Here is a 16542-nt window from a genome sequence, read left to right on the forward strand (position 1 = left end):
GATATTTAAATTTACGGGATGCGCAAAATAAAAGAAGTTTGAGTTCGTCGAAACACGCATAAAGTGCCGTGATACGGCTTCGAGCTCAAATTGCATGCCAGCAGATCCTCTAAAGCCGCGCGTAGGCTTCAAGGTAGCTTCTGCTGTCTTCGGAGACCCGTTTCGCACCGTCGATTGCGTCGCCAAGCGCGAGGGCAACCAAGCTGCCTTCGTGGAGCTTTCAGACGCCAGCCGCCTCCCCGACCAGTTTCTCCTGATCGCGATGTCGATCCAGCTGCGGCACCGCTGCGAGGTGGTCGAGAGAGGCGCAGATTTTGTGAGGGTGAAGTTCACCACAGAATGACGCTCATCCATGGCTCGCCTCCGGCAGCTTGCGCAGACCACGGAACGGCCGGACGACCCGGCTGCCGTCCTCTCGCTCGATCAAGACGTTGTGCGGGGCGCGGCGGAGGCCCCAGGCGGAACCATCCAGCTTGCCGATCGGCGCGGCCAGCCCAGCACCGGTCTTGCCCCAGCGGATCAGGATGCGGACGGGCGCGCCCTTCTCGAGGTACGTGCGGCCGATCATGGGCGGGGCTCCGACTGAGCAGCATCCTCCACCGGCGGGTTGCCGACGGACAGCGAGACGGGCGGGTGCGCGATGCCGAGTACACCGAGGTAGATCGGGGCGCCGGCGGCGATGAGCGCGATCTCCTCCGGCGTCGGCAGCCAAGCCGAGATCATCCGATTCACGCCCGGGCTGTGCAGCTCGTCGCGGATCGGCAGGCCGCCGCAGATGCCGTCCTTCGCCGGGTCCCAGTCGGCCGGCGCTCCGAGGTTGCGGGTCGCGCCCGCCACGCGTCCGATATGCATGGTCAGGCGCTCCCCTTCGTGCCGCCCCAGTATTCCGTCGGCATCTCCAGCCGCCGGTCGATCGCGCGCTTCAGCATCCGGGCGGCGTGCTCGTCGCCGTAGTTCGCCCGCCAGAGGTCCACCGCGGTGACGACCATCACGTGCGCGGCAATGTCGGCCTGCATCCCCTCGTCGAAGGGCTTCTCCAGCAGGTCCATGATCCCGCGGGCGAGCTCGGTGACGTGCCGGCCCGAGACGTTCGCCATGCCGTCGGGCGGGACGTGGCCGGCGGCTGCGCGGCGCTTCTGCTCACCCATGGGACGCCTCCGTTGCGAAGAAGTCGGGCTGCCCGATGCGCAGCTTTCGGGTGATGCTGGCGTTCACCGCGCGGTGGGGCCGGTCCCAGGCGTTATGGCAGCGCTGACAGAGCGCCCGCAGGTTCGCCGGGTCGTTGTGACCGGGATCCTGGTCCATGTGCGCGATCGTCAGCACGACCTTCGACCGCGTCTCCGGATGCGGCTCCCCGTTGACCGCGCGGCAGGCCGGGAACTGCGGTGTGCCCTCGCAGCGGTCGCCGGCCCGGTCCAAGATCGACGCGCGTAGGGCGAGCCATTCTGGTGAACGGATCGACCCACCCGGGTAACGCTTCATGCGGGCGGCTGAGATCGGCATGTCGCTACTTTCAGCTCGCCAGCGTCTGGCGGAGATCGCCACACAGCCGGCAGTTCAGGGTGATGTCCGTTCGGGTGATCGTGATCGCGCCGGCGCACTGGTGCGCTCCGACCTTCCGTTTGCAGTGCGAGCGGATGACCACGTCCCGGATGCTCCGGTAGATCTCGGCCTCGGAGCGCGGGGCCGGTTCCGGCATGTGGCAGGCGTTCGGTTTCATGGGACGAGATCCGCGGCTTCGGTGGCGGTGCGCGTAGCCCAGCGCGCTGCTACGCTCGCGCGCTGCGATCGAGAGGACCGGGCGTGTTCAAGAACTTTGTGCGCGATGGCGAGTTGCGGCGCTGGGCGCCGTGGGCCGGCGCGGTCGCGTTGATGCTGTTGGCTATCGTGCTTGAGACCAGCATGGAAAGTGTCTGCTGGGATGAGGAAGCCGCTAAAGCCGCAAAAATCAATGAGTCTGCTGGCTGTTTCGAGTTCTGGTTTAATCGATACCAGGCGTTCATCGGTGCGATTGTGGCGCTTGGTGCTGCTGCTATTGCCGTAATACCTGCGCGTGGCCAGCTTCGCCAGATGTATAGGCAGACTGCAGTGTCTGCTCGCCAGCCCATGGTCGATCTCGCTAAAGATCTCGAACAAGAGATTATTTTTCTCGATAATTTTAATGATGTCCGGTATCAAACGCGAAGACTTTTGGAATTTTATGATGATAGAGACTTGCAGGATATATATCCAGTTTTTGGTGAGCAAATGCGGGAATCGAGAAATTTCATTGATGCCGAATTGCGTTCCTTGCGTAATATAAAGGCGCGGCATCCGTTCGGTTCTGGTGCATTCGATGCCCGCGCCACTTTTTTTGACGCTTCCATAGAACTCGAAGGAGCCCTGAACGATTTCGATGCGGCGTTCCGCACAGATGTAGGGGCAATAGACGTTGAAGACGGGGAATACGAACTGAGTCCAATCGAAATTAGGTCGGCCCGTTTGAGGATTGGAGCCGCGAGGATTAATTGGATCGCCGCCATGGACGAACTCAGACAACAGTTGAGCGAGGAGCTCGAATCCGCGTGGTCGCGTATTCGCATACTGGAGGCCCGAGCGCTCAACGCCTAACAGGTCAAGACCCTCAAATACGAGAAGCGCGTTCATGCCGCCCTCCCGAACAGATCAGGCTGCCGGGCCGCCGCGTCGATCATCGGCAGCGTGACCGCGAAACGGGTGGCGCTCGTCCCGTCGATGCTGTCCGCGGCCGCGGCGTGCGCCATGCGGATGCGGCGCACCGTGTTCACCCGCGCCACGTGGTAGTGGCAGCCGCGCTCGCGGCAGAACGCGCCCCAGTCGGCCATGCGGGCGAGCTTCCACTCGGTTGAGCCGCCCAGGAAGATGCCGACGTTCGGGCCCACCAGCGGCGCGAGGTCGGCGTGCTCCATGCCGTCCTGCACGGCGATTAGAACGAGCGGCGCGACCGATAGGCACCGGTTGAGGTAGCGGGTGGAGAGTTCGAGCGAGCGCAGGCCACCCGCCACCATGTCCGGCAGCACCAGCCATTCCGGCGGCCGGCTCAGCCCTGACAGCCAGATCAGGAAGCGCTCGAACGCCTCCTCGTCGAACTCCTGCCCGGTCTGAAAATCGCTCCATGCGCCGTTGTCGGCAACGATGCGGAAACGGATCCGCTCGCCCGTCGCCGGGCAGGTCCACTCTTCCACGCGCCAGACGCCAGCGCGCGAGATGAGCAGGCCCCAGCCATGACGGCCTAGGGCGTCGAGGTTCCGGCGCGTGCCGGTTCGTGAAGCCCAGCACATCATGCCGCCGCTCCTGGCACATAGCCTGCGTAGTTAAGCTTCAGCAGGTGGTTCGCAGCGGACCACTCCGGACTTCGAGGATGCCGTCGGGCATCCGCATTGGGCGACGGGCGGCCCGCGCCAAATCGGAGAGCACTATGAATACAGCAGACTATGCGGACGCGTTCTCTGTTGCCGCCTTCTTTGGGCTGATCGGCTACGGCATTCTCATCGCCGACGCTAAGCATGCTGCAGAGATCGAACAGGGCCTCTGGATTCTGCTGTGCGCTTGCACAGCGATGGTGACCGTCGTCGGCACCGCCCTGATGTTGGATCAGGCTGCGCAGAACGGCGGCTATGCTGCCCAGAGCATCCAAGCCAATAGTCGAGGAATCGCGACGTGGGGCAGTTCTGATTAGGCACCTCATTGCCTGGCTGCCTCGCCGCTCGTCGGGGTAAGCGAGGTGCGAAGCGTCTGAACCCGGCCGGCGCGCTGGCCGTTAACCGAGCGATGTCCGACCCGACGATCCCGCTGATCTGCGCCGCCGCGTTTGTTGGCGTGGGCTGGCTGATCGTCCACGCCAGTCCGCAGTACGACGATGCTATCCGGCACACGCTGACCGTCTTCGCACTCGTGGCCGGGTTGCTGGTGATGATCGGCGTGACCGCGAAGCTGCGCTCCATGATGGGCGTCGGCCGGATGTCGCATCGGATCGAAGCTCGATCGCAGGGCGATCCACCGAAGCGGTCCCGTAACTTCGATGTGTGGCCGGGTCGGTAGAGCGATCTGCCTCATACCCCCTCCCCCGCGCTCACCCGCTCCCCGAACGCCCGCCCGATCGCCGGATCGGGATCCCGCGCTCGAAGCCGGACGCACAGGCTCCAGCCGCGACGCAGCGGGACGAGCTCGCCCCGGCACAGGAGCGCCTCGACGGTCCGGATCGGCAGGCGGCGGCCAGCGCACTCGGCGCGGTAGGCTGTGGGCTCGTCGCTGAGCTGCGGCCGCACCATCCGGCAGCGGCCATGCGAGCCGGGCTGGCGCCGCGTTTTGCGCACGGCGATCCGACACATGCCGGCCTCGCGGATCGTGGCCAGCACCTCGGCCTGGCGTGCGGTGAGCGGCTTCATAGCCTTGCCTCCACCACCGGCAGCCCGGCGGCGCGCGCCTTGCGCACCATGTCTGCGGTGCCGGCTCCGCCCGGGAACGCGATCACCGCGTCGGGCTGGCCCTCGGCCAGCATCTGCGCATTCCGGAGCGGGCCCGCCTGCCGGCCGTAGCGCTCCCAGTCGGGCGCGAAGGTATGCATCGGGATGTTGCTCGCCCGCGCCCAGCAGCGAGCAGCCTCGTCGGCTCCTCGCGCGCCGCCCTCGATGACGTGGGTGATCCGAGCGTTCGCGTCCCGGCCGAGAGCCTCGGCGCAGAGGTCCCGCGCGTGGTCCTCCAACCAGTTCCACGCGAGGTCGAGGTTCTCGAGGTTGCGGCTTCCGCAGACGAGGATCCTCATGGCCGGTCCTCCGCAGTGCGGAGCAGCCAAGCCGCGTCACGATCGACCCACCGCAGAAGCTCAACCTTCGCGTGCCCAGCGATGCGATCTTCCGACTTGGCTTGGTAGCCGGGCACGAGGGTCCCGACATATTCCGACGACATGATCGCGAACTGCACGCGGTGCCGGTTCACCTGCCGGATCACCACCGTGCCGGCCGCGACGTCTCGCTTCAGCGACGGGCAGTGGCGGAGGCTTGTCGCCGCGCACTGCCGGTGCAGCAGCGGCTCGACTTGGAGGATCGCCAGACCCTCGGCGCCGTTCGCTCGCGGCCGAGCATGCGAGAGCGAGACCTTCGTCTTGTTGCGCAGCGTGCGGCCGCACAGGTCGCAAAGATCGTCGGCGATGGCCTCGCGCTGCCGCTGGCTGTGCGGCTTGCCGAACTGCGGTTTCCCTTGGCCTGGCGCCACCTCATGGCAGATGGCCATGCGGTTCGCGTGCGGGCACCGATCGACACGAAACGCTTCCTCTGCGCTCCAGGAGACCGTGTAGGGGACCGGCACGCCGCCATAGGTGTGTGCAGCCATCATCGCGCCACCAGCGCGAGCGCGGGCCGCTCGTCCCCTCTGGCGCGCTCCAGCACGCCTTCCTCGAGGTCGATCCGATCCCCGCGCAGGCACGCAGCCAGCACTGGCTCGAACACGTCCCAGTTCTCGTCGATCACGCCCATGAACACCGCCAGGATCGCCAGGGCTTGGCCGAGTTCGAGTGCGCGTGCGGTGGCGTCGCCGGTCGGCCGCTCGCTGCACGCGCCGAGCATCGCGGCGTCGCCCAGCGTGGCCCGGGCCGCAGTCTCAGCCGCCAAGGCCAGCTGCAGCGGGTCGAGGGTGGAGAGGTCGAGGCTCTTCACGCCTGCCCCCTCTGACGCCCGATGATGTAGTCCGGCCGGCGCTGGGCCGGCGGCGGGCAGACGGCGAGGATCCGCCAGCCCTCGTCCAGATGGCTCTGCAACAGGTCCGTGCAGGCGTCGTCCAGCAGCTTCACCTCATCGACTGCGAAGAGGAGAAGATTCGGGATCGCGATCTGGATGTTGTTTGTCGTGCCGGGCCCGGACTTGCCGGGCTCAGCCAAGCGATAGCACCCCGTGAATCGCTTCACCTCGAACGACAGCCCCAATTCGATCAGCTTGGGGCCGATGTCAGAGAGGTCGATCGTGAAGTCCCGCTGGTTCCAGGCGATGGTCCACTTCTCGGGCACCTCCTCATCGAGAGGCACCTCGAACGTCGGCAGCAGGCGGACTAGTTGCTCGCGCTCCGGTCGAGTCATCTTCCGGATGCGTTCGCTGGCGGCGTAGGAGAGTTCAATACGGGCGTGCATGTCAGGCGGCCCTCTCGTTGGCCGGCGTGTCGCCCGGGAAGCCCTCGTCCGCCTTGGCAATCAGCCCCTGCAGCTCATTCCAGATCTGACCGAGAGAGTCGTATGCGGTCTCCGGAAGCGGGTTGACCCATTCGTCGAAGGCGTCCTGACCCTTCGCGGCCGCCGCACGCGCGGCGGCGAACAGCTCACGCTTCGTCATGGCCGCCGCTGCCGGTGCGGGCGCCGCGACCGACTTCTCCTCCGTCGGCGCGACGCGCTCGCCGCGGGCCCAGGCTGCGAGCCGGGCGCCGTGCTCTTCGCTGAGCCGATCGCCGTGCCGGAAGATCTCCTGGTGCGCGCCCTCCATCTTCCACGACTTCGGGTCGGACAGGTCGAGGTAGCCCTTCCGCTCGCTCTCCAGACGGAACGAGACCGTCACTTCGAACGGAAACATCCGGTTGGTGATGGATTTGAAGATCTTCGTATTCGGCGGGATGAATGTCTCCTCGCCGCGGATCGAGAAGATGATCGGGATGCGGCGCTGGAGGAGCGCGTAGACCATGGCCTTGTGAGCCATCTTCGGCGCGATCCAGGACTGGCCCTTCTTCGCATCCGAGCCACCCAGGCGCTTGTGCTCGGCCGCCTGCCAGTCGAGCACGCCCCCCATGCCGACCCACTCCATCGAGAAGCTGTCGATCACAAGGGCCGCATAGCCGGCCTGCTCCGCTGCCTGCGCTGCCTGTGAGAAGCGCTCGGGCCGGAAGGGCGCGTCCATGACATTCGCGTCGAAGGCGAAGGCATCCTTCAGGTGCAGCGTGCGGCCGCCCTCGGTGTCGAGAACAGCGATCTTGCCCTCGGGCCCGGCGATGCCGCGGGCGAGGCGCATGGCGCTGTACGTCTTTCCAGAGTTCGTACCGCCCGTGAGGCTGACGAACAGGCCGGCGCGCTCCGTAAAGCTCGCGGCGGGTGCGAAGGTGAAGCTCACGCGGCGTCTCCCATGTCGAGGGGGCGGAACGGGCTCTGCGCGACGTCGTAGGAGACGCCCTCAAGCCGCGGGTCGGTCTGCTCGCGCTCGACCCAGCGACTCGCCGCCCATTCGGGGAAGCCGCAGCGGATGATCTGCGCCGGGTAGCCGGGCCACTCGTCGGCGGTGCGGCAGCGATTCCAGAGGTGGATCGCGGCCGAGACCTTCCGGGCGCCAATCTCCAGGCCGGTGCCATCGGCCTCGGCGACGCACAGGCCGTTCGGCTCGTCGGCCTCGACGAAGATCCAGCGGAAGCGGATGCGGCCGGAGAGGTGTGGCAGCAGGGTGGCCAGCACGCGCGTGTAGAGCGCGGCCTGCACCTCCATGCTCATCTGTTCGACGCGGCGGCCCAGGCCCTGTGGCGCGGCTGGCTGGCTCGACGTCTTCACGTCCCAGATGATGGCGTGCGTCGCGTGGATCTCGACGCGGTCCATCATGATGCGCAGCCATGCGCCGGACCGATCCTGCACGACCGCCACGACCTCGGCCGGCGCGGTGACGAACCCTTCGCAACCGGGGATCAACGGCAGGCGGCCCAGAACGCGATCAGCGATCCGCTCAGCCACCACCAGGTCGGGCATGAGGATCGGGCACCGCCCGGCCTTGTAGGCGTCGGCGCGTCCGGTCTTCGCGTCGGCCTTCTTGTAGTCGTCGAAGTCGATCGGCACGACCTCGGCGCCCTGGCCCAGGATGAGCTTATGGGCGACGGTGCCGATCTCCTGCGGCCGGGTTGCGTCCCGCTCTTCCGGCTTCTCGGCCCGCAACCGCGGATGAGCGAGCGCGGCATGCTCCGGGCTCTGTTCGAGGAGCACCTTCGCGATCGAGGAGGAAAGCGACGGCTCCGGCGCGCAGTCGGCGTGATAGACGTCTGCGTTCATCCGGTAGAGGCCGGGACCGCGGACGAAGCCGGCGAGATGAGGCGTGATCTCCATGGCCATCACTTCGCCCCTTCGGATTCAGCGCGGCGGACATGCCGCGTGGGACGCGCGCAGTTCCGCGCTTCGGCCTTGAGAGCGGCGATGTGCTCGGGATCGAACGGCGCGGCGATCGCAGCAGCGCAGATGCGGCGAAGGTGGTAGCGAACCGCCTCGTAGGCAGACGCGCTGTTGAAGGTGTCGCCGAGCCGGACGTCCGGTGGGAACGAGCGCGCGATCGCGATGGCGATCTGCCCGTCGGTGGCCCCGAGAAAAGCGGACCGGTGCCCCGCGTCGTAGAGCGCCTGGGCAGCGCGCTCCGGCGTCATCGGCTCGGGACGCGGCAGGTGATCCGCCGGCATGACGGCGCGGGTCATGATGACCTCCGTGGGTGAGAAGGGCGGGAAGATCACGGGCGGCCCTCAAGGGTGACCATCTGGAGAAGGGCGAGACGCTCGCTTTCCGGCAGGTGCCGGAAGCCGATCAGCATGGCGGCCTCGAGCGCGTCTTGAGCTGCGAGCGACGGGCGGTCGAAGGCCTCAGGCGCGAGGCCGAGCACCTCGGCGGCCGCCGCAATTCGGGCGCGCGGCATGCGGCTGCGCCCGGATTCCACATGATGGATCATCACCGGCGAGGTGCCGACGCGATCGCCGACTGCTCCGAGGGAGAGGCCGCGATCGAGGCGGGCCGCGCGGACCATGGCGCCGACGGCGCGGCGGTGCTCCGGCGGATCCGCGGGCTTGCGGCGCGAAGTGGCGGCGGTCGCGCTCATTGGACCGTCCCCGCTTCGCTGTGCATCTGGGCGCGCACGGTCTGAGCCCGCCGCGCGACCATCTCAGGCAGGCCATCAGCGATCACGCGCGCCAGGCGATCGCTTGCGTCGGGCAGACCGGCCAGCGTCACCGCGATCACGGCCGCCAGCGCAGAAGCGACGCCCATGGTGAGCTCGGTGCTGGCCTCGGTGTCGCCGCAGGCCTGGGCCGCCGCACTGATGCAGAGGCGTTCGATGCGATCGGCGGCGCTCACGAGACACCCATGAGCTTGCTGGAGACCCGCGCGCGGGCGGCCTCGGTGCGCCGAGTGACCTCCGCCAACTTGGCGACCACATCCTCCAGGCGCCTATAGTCGAAGCGCTGGCCCGCGCCGGCGAGAGTGGCGCGCTCGACGTGGTGGACCGCGGTCAGCGCAGCTTCGGCGATCCCGTCGAGGGTCCCGAGGGAGGATTCGAGCCGCCCGATCGCCTCGGACATGCACGGCAGCGGCTCAGGGTCCGGCGCGACCGCGAGATGCCCGTACTGGGCGCGGAAGGGATGCGGCGCGTTCACAGCAGGGCTCCGGTCGGCGACCGCACGGCGGCGGGCGCGAGGATGAGGTTGAGGCGGGTGTCGCGGGCCGGCGGCTCGATGCGGCCGAGTTCGCGGTTGGTCTCGACGCGGGCGGCCACCCAGCGGCGGGCGTGATCCTCAACGTCGGCGATGGCGGCGTTCAGCGCCGGGCTCTCGCTCGGGCGGAAGCGGGTATCGGGGAGATGAGCGCGGCCAGCTTCACAGCGCGCCTTGAAGCGGGCGAGGCTGGCGGCGCGGGCCTTGGCGGCGTGGGTCGCCATGGTCAGGCGGCCTCCGTCTTCGCGCGGCACGGCTCGCTGAAGTCGACGTCCTCGCCGCCCAGCACTTCAGCGCCGCAGGTGAAGCGCCACGCGCCCCACCCGGTGTTGAAGCCCGGCGCGCGGCAGGCAGGGCATTCGACCTGCCGGAGGTCGAGATAGTCGCCGAAGCCGGCGCCCTGCTGAGAGGCGACGCAGACGGCGAGCAGAGCGATGCGCCGATCGCCCGCGAGGTTGATGTAGCTGTCGCCGTCGACGGCGAAGCGGAAAATGCGCTCGGCGGCCATCAGCGTGACACCTCCGCTGACATGCACCGCCCGGTCAGCGCGAAGTGAGCGCCGGCAGCGAGGTGGGCGGAGACAGCCTGCTCGGCCGTCAGGGGACGATCAGCGCAGTCAGCCGGCGGGTGCATGTCCGGGCGGAGTTCACTCCGGGACACGCCTGACATCGCTTCGACATGGAGAACGCGCAGCGGCGGGCACAGCACCCACTGGCTGACGGCGGCACCCGAGATGCCCAAGCGCTGACCGACGGCGGCGGCGCCACCGGCGGCCGCAACGGCACGGCGCACCGCTGTCGAGGCCCGCACGAACTCAGCGGTAGATTTGAAGCGCGGGCGGGCGGCCATCAGGCAGCCCTCGCAGCTTGCTGCTTACGGGCGATCGGGCGCCAGTAGGCCGGCATCGCCGGCTCGCACATCTGATACGGGCCGCCGACGTCGCGTTCGACGAACCAGCGCTCGCCGAGACGTTTCGCGCGGCTGACGTCGAGGCTGCCGGCGAGGATCGAAATCTCGACGACCTGGCCCTCGTCGGGCAGCCGGTCCTTCGGGGAGATCCAGTCGGCGGCCATCAACGGGTCGCCCGGACGGCGGCCACGTGATCGGCGAGGCTACCGGCGCCGAAGACGGTGCCAAACACCGCGACGATGCCGAGAAAGCCATGAACGACCAGCGAGGTGGCCGAGGCGTGCGAGAGGTAGAGGTCGAGGGCGGTGAGCATCTGGGGCTCCATCGGCTCATTGAGCGGCGATGGCAGATACTACGCATCGTGCGTAACGCTTGTCAACGCACATTGCGTAGCGTTGTATCGTGCGGCATCACAGCTGCGCAGATTGCGTTGTCCACAACCACGCACAGCCCAACCCTTGGTGCAGACACACGATTTACGATTGTGCCGGTTACGCGTGGATTTGTTCTTGTTGCGTTCTATTTTTGGGGTCAGGTTTTGATCGTCAGAACCGGATCGAGGTATAGTGATGGCTCACGCGCAGTATCACGCTGTACAACCGTTCGTACGTGGTAATCGGGGAGCATTGGCTGCCGGCTCGATCAGACAATGTCCTAGCGCAGAGGCTGCAAAACGCTTAGCTGAGCGGCTCGTCATTGAGAACAAGGCCGCTGGCGCTCTCGCTTATTCCTGCCCTGGACCTAGTAGCGCAGATGAGTATTCACAGCCGACTTATTTGGCCCGTATCGGAGAAGTGCCGGAAACAGACGATTATTAGCGTGGCTTGATCCAGGCGACCTTGGCCGACCACTCGATCTGCTCGACCTCAATCGGCGGCAGCCCGCCGGTCGATACGAGCAGGTACGGGCCTCCATCGCGGCCTCGGAAGACCTTTTTCACGTAGACCTCGTCTTCGGAGATCCACACAACGCAGAGCTGGCCGATCCACTCATCAGATAGTCCGCGCACCCGATCGTCGTAGTAGATCAGCCAGTCGTCCTCTGCGAGTCCAGGCATGGAGTCGCCCCTCACGCGGGCGGCGACAGTATCGGGGGACGATCCTGGTGGGCGGGGCGCTCGGTCATACCCACCCTGCGGTTCGCCGGTGAAGATGATGCGAGCACCGGCGCCGACATCGCCGACGATCGGCACAGTGTCATCCTTCGGAGCGTCGAGCCGTGGGCCGCCCTCGAGGATCCACTCCCAGCGGGTCTTATAGGCGGCAGCGTAGCGCTTCGCTGTCTCACGGCTCGGGTTCCGATCGCCGTTCTCATGTCCGAGGTAGGTCGGCACGGCCCACCCGAAAGCGCGTGCAGCGTCGGTGGCCGTGGCGAACCCGGCTTTCTTGCGAAGGTACTGCAGGCGTTCGGCGATCGAATCCATGCTCGGCGCTTCGCACAAAGCGTTACGCAATGTGCGTTGACATCCGCTACGCATCAGGCGTAGAGTGCCAGTCGCCATGGAATCCGTCGCCGAAATCATCGCTGCACTCGGGGGTCCTACGGCCTTCGGTGTCATCTGTGGGTTCACTAGGAACCCTGGCGCGCGCGGCAGCGACATGCGGCAGCGCGGGTCCATACCCGTCGGCTACTGGCCTCGGATCGTAGAGGCCGCGCAGGCGAAAGGTCTCGCTATCGACAACGATGTGCTGGTTCAGGCGCATCTTATTCGCGAGCGGGCTGAGCGCTCAGCCGCACCTGCCGTGACCGAGGCCGCCTGATGCCGGCCGCGCGCGACCTCACCTTCGACAAGCACGGCGTCAAACAGGGCGCTCGCTACGTCGTCACGTGCGGGGTCTCGCCGGCCGGCGGCATCTTCCTCGTCGGCGACATCTTCACGCGCCTCGATTCGGATGCCGCAGAGCACCTCGCGCATCTGCTGACCGAGCACGCGCACAACGAGCGCGTCGTTGAGACCGCCCGCCTGATCTGTGAGGCGGCGACGCGATGATCGCGATCCTTACCGCCCCCGTCGTCAGTTCAGCGGCTGTACTGATCGCCATCGCGCTCGGCGGCCGCGGCTTCTTCTTGCTCGTGGGCACTGCGCTTCTCACCGGCCTCGCATGGGTGCTCGTATGAGCGCCCCTTCCCTTTCAGCTCGCCCCGGTGACCGGCGTTTCGCCGGGGCTGGAGCGTCCCGCGGTGCCATCGCTTCGACCCACCGCGGGGTCGCCTTTCGCTCGCACACGTTGCTCTTCCGCCAAGTCGAAGACGTGCGCATGCTTGTAAATCCGGATCAGTGTTCTGCGTGCCGGGTCCCTCTGACCGCTCATCAAATCCTCCTTCGGTGTCCTCGTTACACCATGGGTCGATTTGCAGATGTGCAAGAAGCTTTTGCGGGACGCGCAAATGGCGACTGCTGAGGTTATCCAGTCTAAATCTCGGCTCAGCGATTTGCTGCGCTGGGAAAGTCGGGGTCCGGGTGATCTCGATAACGCGATGAGGCGCCTCTCGCGGCGCCATGGTGTCGAATATGGCACCTTGTGGTCGCTCCGGTATCGAACGCCGAAGCGGATCTGGGCCGATGTCTACACCGCGATCGCGGACGCCTACGCCAACGAGATAGAACGCCAGCGGGGGAAACTCGACGATGCCGCGACCGCCGCCGAACCGATCCTCGGGGCTGATCGGCCTTCTGTGCGCGCGGCTCGTGCTCTTTCTGGACGTCCAGAGGGAGCGCCTACGCCGCTGGTGGACGCGGAGCGGCAACGATTGAGCGACAGCCGGGACTCCCAGCTCTGACACGCACCGCCCACGCGGGGCGTGTCCGCGCATCTGGAGGACATCATGGCCACCGTCGAACTCGGGCAGACCGTCAAGGATGTGATCACCGGCTACGAGGGTATCGCCGTCAGCATCACGGAATACCTGCACGCCTGCCGCCGCATCGTGGTCCAGAGCCGCGAGCTGAAGGACGGCAAGCCGGTCGAGGATCAGGTCTTCGACGAGCAGCGCCTCGTAGTGCTCGCTGTGCCGAACATCCTCGAAGAGGCCCCCCTCACCAACGAGCCGGGCGGCGAGCGCCTCGTACCGCGGCAGCCGGCCGTGCCTTTCCGCTCTCTCTGAGCGCAGCGCCGCACCCCTTCCCCACCGCTCTGTTCCCAGGAGAGCACCATGTCCGACGAGACTTACGACCTGACGCCCGGCATCGACACGGCGATCGACTACACGGTCAACATCGTCGCGAATTACGTCCGGACGCACCACGTGCCGCCGAACGAGCTGCCGGAGCTGATCGCCTCGATGCACGCCGCGATCGCCGGCTTGGGCCGGGCCGCTGTGCCGGTTGAGGCCGCCGCGGAATCGCTGACCCCGGCGCAGATCCGCAAGTCCATCACGCCGGACGCGCTGATCAGCTTCATCGACGGCCGCCCGTACAAGACCTTGAAGCGGCACCTCACGCGCCACGGGCTCGACCCGAAGTCCTACCGAGACCGGTTCGGCCTCGGCGCCGACTACCCGATGACCGCGCCGTCCTACTCCGCTCAGCGCTCTGCCCTGGCGAAAAGCCTCGGCCTCGGCGTGGTCGGCGGCCAGATCGGCCGCGCTCCGCTCGCCGCCGTCGCCTGATCCCACCCGCAACCGCCCGGCCCGGCGCGCGGGCCTGATCACAGGAGAGCATGATGACCGCCGCTCAGCACGGAAACGGCTTCGATCCGAAGCGCACCAAGGAATGCGTCGATCGGATCGAGGCGATCGCGGTGAAGAAAGAGGCCGCGCACATGGCTTACATGCGCGAGTGCTCGGTTTTCTCCGAGGACACGAAAGCCGTTTACGACGAGGCCAAGACCGCCTGGGGCATCCCGAAGCGGGCCTTAAAGACGGTCATCAAGGTGCGGGCAACCGAGCGGAAGCTCGAGGCGATGCGCGAGGACCTGGAGACCGAGGACCAGGAGAGCTTCGACCAGATCCGGCACGCGCTCGGCGATCTCGCAGACACGCCGCTCGGCGGCGCCGCGCTCGCAGGCAAAGAGGACGTCGAGGACGACGTCCGCTCGCCCGCACAGAAGCGACGGGAGCGGGAGCGCAAGGACCGGGATGCTGCGCTCGACGCGGCTTCGATCGGCGGTTCCGGGAACGGCGCCGAGACGCTGGCCACCGGCCTCCGCGCGCTGAACTGAGCCCTCGATCATGGCCTACACCGGCATCGTCATGGGCCTCGACCTCGCCAGCAACTCTGGCGTCGGCGAGGGCCGCCCGGGGCAGACCCCGCGCCTCTACGACGTCGCGCTCCGCAAGGAAGGCGACGACTTCGAGGATACCTGGGGTCGTGCCTGCGGCTGGATTGCCGATCGGCTCTACGCCGAGCGCGATGCCGTGGCGGCCGGCGATTTCCGCATCATCGTCGAGGCGCCGATCATGACCGGGATGGGCGGCAAGACGAACGCCGATTCCCTGCTGATCACCAAGGGCCTCTGGGCTTCGATTACCGGTTTCGCTCGGGCCCGCCGCGTGATGGTCAAGCGCGTGGCCGTCTCGACGGTTCGCAAGGCCTTCCTGGGTCGGGGCGACATGCCCGGTGACGCAGCCAAGCGCGAGGCTCGAAAGGTTTGCCGGGCGCTGGGCTGGGACCCGTCGAGCCTCGACGCGGCCGATGCCGGCGCGCTCTGGTGGTACGGCTGCAATCTCTGGGCGCCTGACGCCACGCCGCCGGTGCATCCGTTCCTTCTGAAGCGGGGCACGGCATGATTCCGGCCGGCCACACCGCTGTCATGGCGTCCAGGCGCGAGCCGCCGGACAGCCTCGACTTCTTCCCGACGCCGCCTTGGGCCACGCGGGCGCTGTGCGAGCATGTGCTGCCGCACATCGGCCTGCAGCAGGATATGCAGTTCACCGCCTGCTGGGATCCGGCATGCGGCGAGGGCCACCTGTTCGAGGTTCTCTTGGAGTACTTCGGCGGCGGCGGCTGGGGCTTCGACATCTTCGACTACGGGCGCGGCTACCGGGTCGAGGACTTCCTCGACGACCGCACCGTGATCGGCTCGCCGCCGGATGGGATGGCGCCCGAGTTCATCATCACCAACCCGCCGTTCAGGCCGGCAACCGCCTTCACCTTGCGCGCGCTGACGCTGGCGCCCGTCGTTGCGATGCTGCTGCGCACCGTGTGGGTCGAGGGCGTCGAGCGCTACGAGACGCTGTTCCGTGATCGGCCGCCGACGCTGTTCGCGCCGTTCGTCGAGCGCGTGCCGATGACGAAGGGCCGATGGGACCCGGAAGCGGGCACGGCCACCTCCTACGCGTGGTTCGTGTGGGTGCGCGGGCGCGCCCCGCTTGCACCGTTCTGGATCCCACCCGGCTGTCGCAAGGCGCTGACCCGCCCAGACGACGCCGCGCGCTTCGGCGTGCAGGCGCCCTCACCGCTCTTCGACGGAGCGGCGGCATGACTTGGGTCATCATTCGAGACGCCGCGATCGTCTACCGCGGGGCCTACAGCCAGTGCCTGGACGTGGCTGAGACCTACCAGCTCGCGGCCCAGGCCTTTCATCCAGACGGCACCGAGCTTCCGCCCCGCTTTGCGCCGGGCGTCCACCTGCTGCCCGAGGAAATGCTCCCGGTCCGATTCCGGCGGAGGGCTGCCTGATGAGCCTCATGGATCGCCTACGCGAGCTGTTTGGGCGCCAGGCGGCGCACCGCAGCATGCTGCTCCAGCGGTACGTCGATCTGCATCGCGCCGCCGCCGCCAGCGAGGATCCGGCACTGCACGAGCAGGCCGCGCAGGCCTATCGCGCCTACCACCGATCGTACCTCACCGACCCAGAGCGCCGCCTGATGGTGGCGGATGAAGAGATAGCTCGGCTGCTGGCCGAGAACGCGAGCCTTCGCGCCCGCTGCTGCACCTGCGGAGGCGTGTCGTGAAGGGCGAGTTCTACAAGATGGATTTCCGTGCCTGGAACGTCGGCACGATCGAGCTGACGCTCGAACAGGAGGCGGCGTACCTGCGGCTCTGCCACGCGATGTACGACGTTGGCGGGCCGGTCCCGAACTCGACCCGGTTCCTCCAGAGCATCTTCCGGTGTGTCAAAAGGCGTTGGAATGGGACCCCGGATCGGCGTGCAATTGGGACCCCTTCGCAAGCTGGGTACGGTACGGTGCGGCTGAGCTGATCCGACGTCCAGCTTTGGCGTCGTAGGCGCTGGCCTCAGGCGCGGTTCTTGA

38 protein-coding genes are annotated in these 16542 nt (G+C 67.2%); 15 read left to right on the forward strand and 23 right to left on the reverse strand.

Annotated features, from left to right (window positions below; all coding sequences use genetic code 11):
• The first annotated feature begins 94 nt into the window (after window positions 1–94).
• Window positions 95–343 carry a hypothetical protein gene (locus MKK84_RS32775; protein ID WP_243926800.1) on the forward strand — a complete coding sequence of 83 codons (249 nt, stop codon included), beginning with the start codon at window positions 95–97 and terminating at the stop codon, window positions 341–343.
• A 3-nt stretch (window positions 344–346) separates the two neighbouring features.
• On the opposite strand, the gene MKK84_RS32780 is transcribed toward MKK84_RS32775, so the two are convergent.
• From MKK84_RS32780 to MKK84_RS32800, 5 genes are read right to left on the reverse strand one after another with little or no spacing between them, the layout of a single operon-like run.
• Window positions 347–568 (reverse strand): hypothetical protein, encoded by a 222-nt coding sequence (locus MKK84_RS32780; protein WP_243926803.1) that lies wholly within the window; start codon window positions 566–568, stop codon window positions 347–349.
• Window positions 565–852: a hypothetical protein gene (locus tag MKK84_RS32785; RefSeq protein ID WP_243926804.1), complete on the reverse strand. Its 288-nt coding sequence runs from the start codon at window positions 850–852 to the stop codon at window positions 565–567. The genes MKK84_RS32780 and MKK84_RS32785 overlap by 4 nt, the downstream gene beginning before the upstream one ends.
• A gap of 2 nt (window positions 853–854) precedes the next feature.
• On the reverse strand, window positions 855–1148 hold the full coding sequence (locus MKK84_RS32790) for a hypothetical protein (RefSeq protein WP_243926806.1): 294 nt from the start codon (window positions 1146–1148) through the stop codon (window positions 855–857).
• Window positions 1141–1503: an HNH endonuclease gene (locus MKK84_RS32795; RefSeq protein WP_243926808.1), complete on the reverse strand. Its 363-nt coding sequence runs from the start codon at window positions 1501–1503 to the stop codon at window positions 1141–1143. The genes MKK84_RS32790 and MKK84_RS32795 overlap by 8 nt, the downstream gene beginning before the upstream one ends.
• Window positions 1504–1513: 10 nt before the next feature.
• Entirely contained in the window at window positions 1514–1720 is a 207-nt protein-coding gene (locus MKK84_RS32800; protein WP_243926809.1) for a hypothetical protein, read from the reverse strand.
• A gap of 83 nt (window positions 1721–1803) precedes the next feature.
• Here MKK84_RS32800 and MKK84_RS32805 point away from each other — a divergent pair, with 83 nt between their 5' ends.
• Window positions 1804–2610, forward strand: a complete 807-nt coding sequence (locus tag MKK84_RS32805; protein ID WP_243926811.1) for a hypothetical protein — start codon at window positions 1804–1806, stop codon at window positions 2608–2610.
• 32 nt (window positions 2611–2642) lie between these two features.
• Here MKK84_RS32805 and MKK84_RS32810 read toward each other — a convergent pair whose 3' ends face one another.
• Window positions 2643–3302, reverse strand: coding sequence for a hypothetical protein (locus MKK84_RS32810; protein WP_243926813.1), 660 nt, complete (start codon window positions 3300–3302; stop codon window positions 2643–2645).
• A 134-nt stretch (window positions 3303–3436) separates the two neighbouring features.
• Between MKK84_RS32810 and MKK84_RS32815 the strand changes: the two genes are divergently transcribed.
• Both MKK84_RS32815 and MKK84_RS32820 read left to right on the forward strand, forming a co-directional pair.
• Window positions 3437–3697, forward strand: a complete 261-nt coding sequence (locus MKK84_RS32815; protein WP_243926815.1) for a hypothetical protein — start codon at window positions 3437–3439, stop codon at window positions 3695–3697.
• A gap of 92 nt (window positions 3698–3789) precedes the next feature.
• Window positions 3790–4059 carry a hypothetical protein gene (locus tag MKK84_RS32820; RefSeq protein ID WP_243926817.1) on the forward strand — a complete coding sequence of 90 codons (270 nt, stop codon included), beginning with the start codon at window positions 3790–3792 and terminating at the stop codon, window positions 4057–4059.
• Window positions 4060–4070: 11 nt separating this feature from the next.
• Here MKK84_RS32820 and MKK84_RS32825 read toward each other — a convergent pair whose 3' ends face one another.
• The 17 genes from MKK84_RS32825 to MKK84_RS32905 all read right to left on the reverse strand — a co-directional run bounded on the left by MKK84_RS32825 (window position 4071) and on the right by MKK84_RS32905 (window position 11869).
• Window positions 4071–4406, reverse strand: coding sequence for a hypothetical protein (locus MKK84_RS32825; protein WP_243926819.1), 336 nt, complete (start codon window positions 4404–4406; stop codon window positions 4071–4073).
• Window positions 4403–4783: an SLOG family protein gene (locus MKK84_RS32830; protein ID WP_243926821.1), complete on the reverse strand. Its 381-nt coding sequence runs from the start codon at window positions 4781–4783 to the stop codon at window positions 4403–4405. The genes MKK84_RS32825 and MKK84_RS32830 overlap by 4 nt, the downstream gene beginning before the upstream one ends.
• Complete coding sequence (locus tag MKK84_RS32835; protein ID WP_243926823.1) at window positions 4780–5352, reverse strand: hypothetical protein; 573 nt, start codon at window positions 5350–5352, stop codon at window positions 4780–4782. The genes MKK84_RS32830 and MKK84_RS32835 overlap by 4 nt, the downstream gene beginning before the upstream one ends.
• Complete coding sequence (locus MKK84_RS32840) at window positions 5349–5672, reverse strand: hypothetical protein (protein WP_243926825.1); 324 nt, start codon at window positions 5670–5672, stop codon at window positions 5349–5351. Before MKK84_RS32840 ends, MKK84_RS32835 begins: the two co-directional genes overlap by 4 nt.
• The gene (locus tag MKK84_RS32845) at window positions 5669–6139 is read right to left on the reverse strand and encodes a hypothetical protein (RefSeq protein ID WP_243926827.1); all 471 of its coding nucleotides are present in this window, start codon (window positions 6137–6139) and stop codon (window positions 5669–5671) included. Before MKK84_RS32845 ends, MKK84_RS32840 begins: the two co-directional genes overlap by 4 nt.
• A gap of 1 nt (window position 6140) precedes the next feature.
• Window positions 6141–7103, reverse strand: coding sequence for an AAA family ATPase (locus MKK84_RS32850; protein ID WP_243926829.1), 963 nt, complete (start codon window positions 7101–7103; stop codon window positions 6141–6143).
• On the reverse strand, window positions 7100–8080 hold the full coding sequence (locus tag MKK84_RS32855) for a PD-(D/E)XK nuclease family protein (RefSeq protein ID WP_243926830.1): 981 nt from the start codon (window positions 8078–8080) through the stop codon (window positions 7100–7102). The genes MKK84_RS32850 and MKK84_RS32855 overlap by 4 nt, the downstream gene beginning before the upstream one ends.
• Window positions 8080–8433, reverse strand: a complete 354-nt coding sequence (locus MKK84_RS32860) for a hypothetical protein (RefSeq protein ID WP_243926832.1) — start codon at window positions 8431–8433, stop codon at window positions 8080–8082. The genes MKK84_RS32855 and MKK84_RS32860 overlap by 1 nt, the downstream gene beginning before the upstream one ends.
• Before the next feature lie 32 nt (window positions 8434–8465).
• Entirely contained in the window at window positions 8466–8828 is a 363-nt protein-coding gene (locus tag MKK84_RS32865) for a helix-turn-helix transcriptional regulator (protein WP_243926834.1), read from the reverse strand.
• Window positions 8825–9082 (reverse strand): hypothetical protein, encoded by a 258-nt coding sequence (locus tag MKK84_RS32870; RefSeq protein ID WP_243926836.1) that lies wholly within the window; start codon window positions 9080–9082, stop codon window positions 8825–8827. The genes MKK84_RS32865 and MKK84_RS32870 overlap by 4 nt, the downstream gene beginning before the upstream one ends.
• The gene (locus MKK84_RS32875; protein ID WP_243926838.1) at window positions 9079–9381 is read right to left on the reverse strand and encodes a hypothetical protein; all 303 of its coding nucleotides are present in this window, start codon (window positions 9379–9381) and stop codon (window positions 9079–9081) included. The genes MKK84_RS32870 and MKK84_RS32875 overlap by 4 nt, the downstream gene beginning before the upstream one ends.
• Window positions 9378–9662 carry a hypothetical protein gene (locus MKK84_RS32880; RefSeq protein ID WP_243926840.1) on the reverse strand — a complete coding sequence of 95 codons (285 nt, stop codon included), beginning with the start codon at window positions 9660–9662 and terminating at the stop codon, window positions 9378–9380. Before MKK84_RS32880 ends, MKK84_RS32875 begins: the two co-directional genes overlap by 4 nt.
• A 2-nt stretch (window positions 9663–9664) precedes the next feature.
• Entirely contained in the window at window positions 9665–9946 is a 282-nt protein-coding gene (locus tag MKK84_RS32885) for a hypothetical protein (protein WP_243926842.1), read from the reverse strand.
• Window positions 9946–10287, reverse strand: coding sequence for a YdaS family helix-turn-helix protein (locus tag MKK84_RS32890; protein WP_243926844.1), 342 nt, complete (start codon window positions 10285–10287; stop codon window positions 9946–9948). Before MKK84_RS32890 ends, MKK84_RS32885 begins: the two co-directional genes overlap by 1 nt.
• Window positions 10287–10511, reverse strand: coding sequence for a hypothetical protein (locus MKK84_RS32895; protein WP_243926846.1), 225 nt, complete (start codon window positions 10509–10511; stop codon window positions 10287–10289). The genes MKK84_RS32890 and MKK84_RS32895 overlap by 1 nt, the downstream gene beginning before the upstream one ends.
• On the reverse strand, window positions 10511–10660 hold the full coding sequence (locus tag MKK84_RS32900) for a hypothetical protein (protein WP_243926847.1): 150 nt from the start codon (window positions 10658–10660) through the stop codon (window positions 10511–10513). Before MKK84_RS32900 ends, MKK84_RS32895 begins: the two co-directional genes overlap by 1 nt.
• Before the next feature lie 501 nt (window positions 10661–11161).
• A complete protein-coding gene (locus MKK84_RS32905) occupies window positions 11162–11869 on the reverse strand; it encodes a S24 family peptidase (protein WP_243926849.1) in 708 nt (235 codons plus the stop codon).
• 237 nt (window positions 11870–12106) lie between these two features.
• Between MKK84_RS32905 and MKK84_RS32910 the strand changes: the two genes are divergently transcribed.
• The 11 genes from MKK84_RS32910 (at window position 12107) to MKK84_RS32955 (ending at window position 16490) form a co-directional block, all read left to right on the forward strand.
• The gene (locus MKK84_RS32910; protein WP_243926850.1) at window positions 12107–12337 is read left to right on the forward strand and encodes a hypothetical protein; all 231 of its coding nucleotides are present in this window, start codon (window positions 12107–12109) and stop codon (window positions 12335–12337) included.
• Window positions 12334–12465, forward strand: coding sequence for a hypothetical protein (locus MKK84_RS35610; protein ID WP_279599837.1), 132 nt, complete (start codon window positions 12334–12336; stop codon window positions 12463–12465). Before MKK84_RS32910 ends, MKK84_RS35610 begins: the two co-directional genes overlap by 4 nt.
• 240 nt (window positions 12466–12705) lie before the next feature.
• A complete protein-coding gene (locus MKK84_RS32915; RefSeq protein WP_243926852.1) occupies window positions 12706–13128 on the forward strand; it encodes a hypothetical protein in 423 nt (140 codons plus the stop codon).
• A gap of 45 nt (window positions 13129–13173) precedes the next feature.
• On the forward strand, window positions 13174–13452 hold the full coding sequence (locus MKK84_RS32920) for a hypothetical protein (RefSeq protein WP_243926854.1): 279 nt from the start codon (window positions 13174–13176) through the stop codon (window positions 13450–13452).
• A 48-nt stretch (window positions 13453–13500) separates the two neighbouring features.
• Window positions 13501–13956: a MucR family transcriptional regulator gene (locus tag MKK84_RS32925; RefSeq protein ID WP_243926855.1), complete on the forward strand. Its 456-nt coding sequence runs from the start codon at window positions 13501–13503 to the stop codon at window positions 13954–13956.
• A gap of 50 nt (window positions 13957–14006) precedes the next feature.
• Complete coding sequence (locus MKK84_RS32930; RefSeq protein WP_243926857.1) at window positions 14007–14507, forward strand: hypothetical protein; 501 nt, start codon at window positions 14007–14009, stop codon at window positions 14505–14507.
• Window positions 14508–14517: 10 nt separating this feature from the next.
• Window positions 14518–15075 (forward strand): hypothetical protein, encoded by a 558-nt coding sequence (locus tag MKK84_RS32935; protein WP_243926859.1) that lies wholly within the window; start codon window positions 14518–14520, stop codon window positions 15073–15075.
• Window positions 15072–15770, forward strand: a complete 699-nt coding sequence (locus MKK84_RS32940) for a hypothetical protein (protein WP_243926861.1) — start codon at window positions 15072–15074, stop codon at window positions 15768–15770. The genes MKK84_RS32935 and MKK84_RS32940 overlap by 4 nt, the downstream gene beginning before the upstream one ends.
• Window positions 15767–15967, forward strand: coding sequence for a hypothetical protein (locus MKK84_RS32945; RefSeq protein WP_243926863.1), 201 nt, complete (start codon window positions 15767–15769; stop codon window positions 15965–15967). Before MKK84_RS32940 ends, MKK84_RS32945 begins: the two co-directional genes overlap by 4 nt.
• Window positions 15967–16242 (forward strand): hypothetical protein, encoded by a 276-nt coding sequence (locus tag MKK84_RS32950; protein ID WP_243926865.1) that lies wholly within the window; start codon window positions 15967–15969, stop codon window positions 16240–16242. The genes MKK84_RS32945 and MKK84_RS32950 overlap by 1 nt, the downstream gene beginning before the upstream one ends.
• On the forward strand, window positions 16239–16490 hold the full coding sequence (locus tag MKK84_RS32955; protein WP_243926867.1) for a DUF1376 domain-containing protein: 252 nt from the start codon (window positions 16239–16241) through the stop codon (window positions 16488–16490). Before MKK84_RS32950 ends, MKK84_RS32955 begins: the two co-directional genes overlap by 4 nt.
• Window positions 16491–16542: the final 52 nt, after the last annotated feature.

The organism is Methylobacterium sp. E-065, assembly GCF_022829605.1.
GTDB lineage: Bacteria > Pseudomonadota > Alphaproteobacteria > Rhizobiales > Beijerinckiaceae > Methylobacterium.

Excerpts from the sequence above, each read along its gene's own strand:
- MKK84_RS32775 (WP_243926800.1), top strand. The coding sequence starts at position 95 with ATGCCAGCAGATCCTCTAAAGCCGCGCGTAGGCTTCAAGGTAGCTTCT.
- MKK84_RS32780 (WP_243926803.1), bottom strand. The coding sequence starts at position 568 with ATGATCGGCCGCACGTACCTCGAGAAGGGCGCGCCCGTCCGCATCCTG.
- MKK84_RS32785 (WP_243926804.1), bottom strand. The coding sequence starts at position 852 with ATGCATATCGGACGCGTGGCGGGCGCGACCCGCAACCTCGGAGCGCCG.
- MKK84_RS32790 (WP_243926806.1), bottom strand. The coding sequence starts at position 1,148 with ATGGGTGAGCAGAAGCGCCGCGCAGCCGCCGGCCACGTCCCGCCCGAC.
- MKK84_RS32795 (WP_243926808.1), bottom strand. The coding sequence starts at position 1,503 with ATGCCGATCTCAGCCGCCCGCATGAAGCGTTACCCGGGTGGGTCGATC.
- MKK84_RS32800 (WP_243926809.1), bottom strand. The coding sequence starts at position 1,720 with ATGAAACCGAACGCCTGCCACATGCCGGAACCGGCCCCGCGCTCCGAG.
- MKK84_RS32810 (WP_243926813.1), bottom strand. The coding sequence starts at position 3,302 with ATGATGTGCTGGGCTTCACGAACCGGCACGCGCCGGAACCTCGACGCC.
- MKK84_RS32815 (WP_243926815.1), top strand. The coding sequence starts at position 3,437 with ATGAATACAGCAGACTATGCGGACGCGTTCTCTGTTGCCGCCTTCTTT.
- MKK84_RS32820 (WP_243926817.1), top strand. The coding sequence starts at position 3,790 with ATGTCCGACCCGACGATCCCGCTGATCTGCGCCGCCGCGTTTGTTGGC.
- MKK84_RS32825 (WP_243926819.1), bottom strand. The coding sequence starts at position 4,406 with ATGAAGCCGCTCACCGCACGCCAGGCCGAGGTGCTGGCCACGATCCGC.
- MKK84_RS32830 (WP_243926821.1), bottom strand. The coding sequence starts at position 4,783 with ATGAGGATCCTCGTCTGCGGAAGCCGCAACCTCGAGAACCTCGACCTC.
- MKK84_RS32835 (WP_243926823.1), bottom strand. The coding sequence starts at position 5,352 with ATGATGGCTGCACACACCTATGGCGGCGTGCCGGTCCCCTACACGGTC.
- MKK84_RS32845 (WP_243926827.1), bottom strand. The coding sequence starts at position 6,139 with ATGCACGCCCGTATTGAACTCTCCTACGCCGCCAGCGAACGCATCCGG.
- MKK84_RS32855 (WP_243926830.1), bottom strand. The coding sequence starts at position 8,080 with ATGGCCATGGAGATCACGCCTCATCTCGCCGGCTTCGTCCGCGGTCCC.
- MKK84_RS32860 (WP_243926832.1), bottom strand. The coding sequence starts at position 8,433 with ATGACCCGCGCCGTCATGCCGGCGGATCACCTGCCGCGTCCCGAGCCG.
- MKK84_RS32865 (WP_243926834.1), bottom strand. The coding sequence starts at position 8,828 with ATGAGCGCGACCGCCGCCACTTCGCGCCGCAAGCCCGCGGATCCGCCG.
- MKK84_RS32880 (WP_243926840.1), bottom strand. The coding sequence starts at position 9,662 with ATGGCGACCCACGCCGCCAAGGCCCGCGCCGCCAGCCTCGCCCGCTTC.
- MKK84_RS32885 (WP_243926842.1), bottom strand. The coding sequence starts at position 9,946 with ATGGCCGCCGAGCGCATTTTCCGCTTCGCCGTCGACGGCGACAGCTAC.
- MKK84_RS32890 (WP_243926844.1), bottom strand. The coding sequence starts at position 10,287 with ATGGCCGCCCGCCCGCGCTTCAAATCTACCGCTGAGTTCGTGCGGGCC.
- MKK84_RS32895 (WP_243926846.1), bottom strand. The coding sequence starts at position 10,511 with ATGGCCGCCGACTGGATCTCCCCGAAGGACCGGCTGCCCGACGAGGGC.
- MKK84_RS32900 (WP_243926847.1), bottom strand. The coding sequence starts at position 10,660 with ATGCTCACCGCCCTCGACCTCTACCTCTCGCACGCCTCGGCCACCTCG.
- MKK84_RS32905 (WP_243926849.1), bottom strand. The coding sequence starts at position 11,869 with ATGATTTCGGCGACGGATTCCATGGCGACTGGCACTCTACGCCTGATG.
- MKK84_RS32910 (WP_243926850.1), top strand. The coding sequence starts at position 12,107 with ATGCCGGCCGCGCGCGACCTCACCTTCGACAAGCACGGCGTCAAACAG.
- MKK84_RS35610 (WP_279599837.1), top strand. The coding sequence starts at position 12,334 with ATGATCGCGATCCTTACCGCCCCCGTCGTCAGTTCAGCGGCTGTACTG.
- MKK84_RS32915 (WP_243926852.1), top strand. The coding sequence starts at position 12,706 with ATGTGCAAGAAGCTTTTGCGGGACGCGCAAATGGCGACTGCTGAGGTT.
- MKK84_RS32920 (WP_243926854.1), top strand. The coding sequence starts at position 13,174 with ATGGCCACCGTCGAACTCGGGCAGACCGTCAAGGATGTGATCACCGGC.
- MKK84_RS32925 (WP_243926855.1), top strand. The coding sequence starts at position 13,501 with ATGTCCGACGAGACTTACGACCTGACGCCCGGCATCGACACGGCGATC.
- MKK84_RS32930 (WP_243926857.1), top strand. The coding sequence starts at position 14,007 with ATGATGACCGCCGCTCAGCACGGAAACGGCTTCGATCCGAAGCGCACC.
- MKK84_RS32935 (WP_243926859.1), top strand. The coding sequence starts at position 14,518 with ATGGCCTACACCGGCATCGTCATGGGCCTCGACCTCGCCAGCAACTCT.
- MKK84_RS32940 (WP_243926861.1), top strand. The coding sequence starts at position 15,072 with ATGATTCCGGCCGGCCACACCGCTGTCATGGCGTCCAGGCGCGAGCCG.
- MKK84_RS32945 (WP_243926863.1), top strand. The coding sequence starts at position 15,767 with ATGACTTGGGTCATCATTCGAGACGCCGCGATCGTCTACCGCGGGGCC.
- MKK84_RS32950 (WP_243926865.1), top strand. The coding sequence starts at position 15,967 with ATGAGCCTCATGGATCGCCTACGCGAGCTGTTTGGGCGCCAGGCGGCG.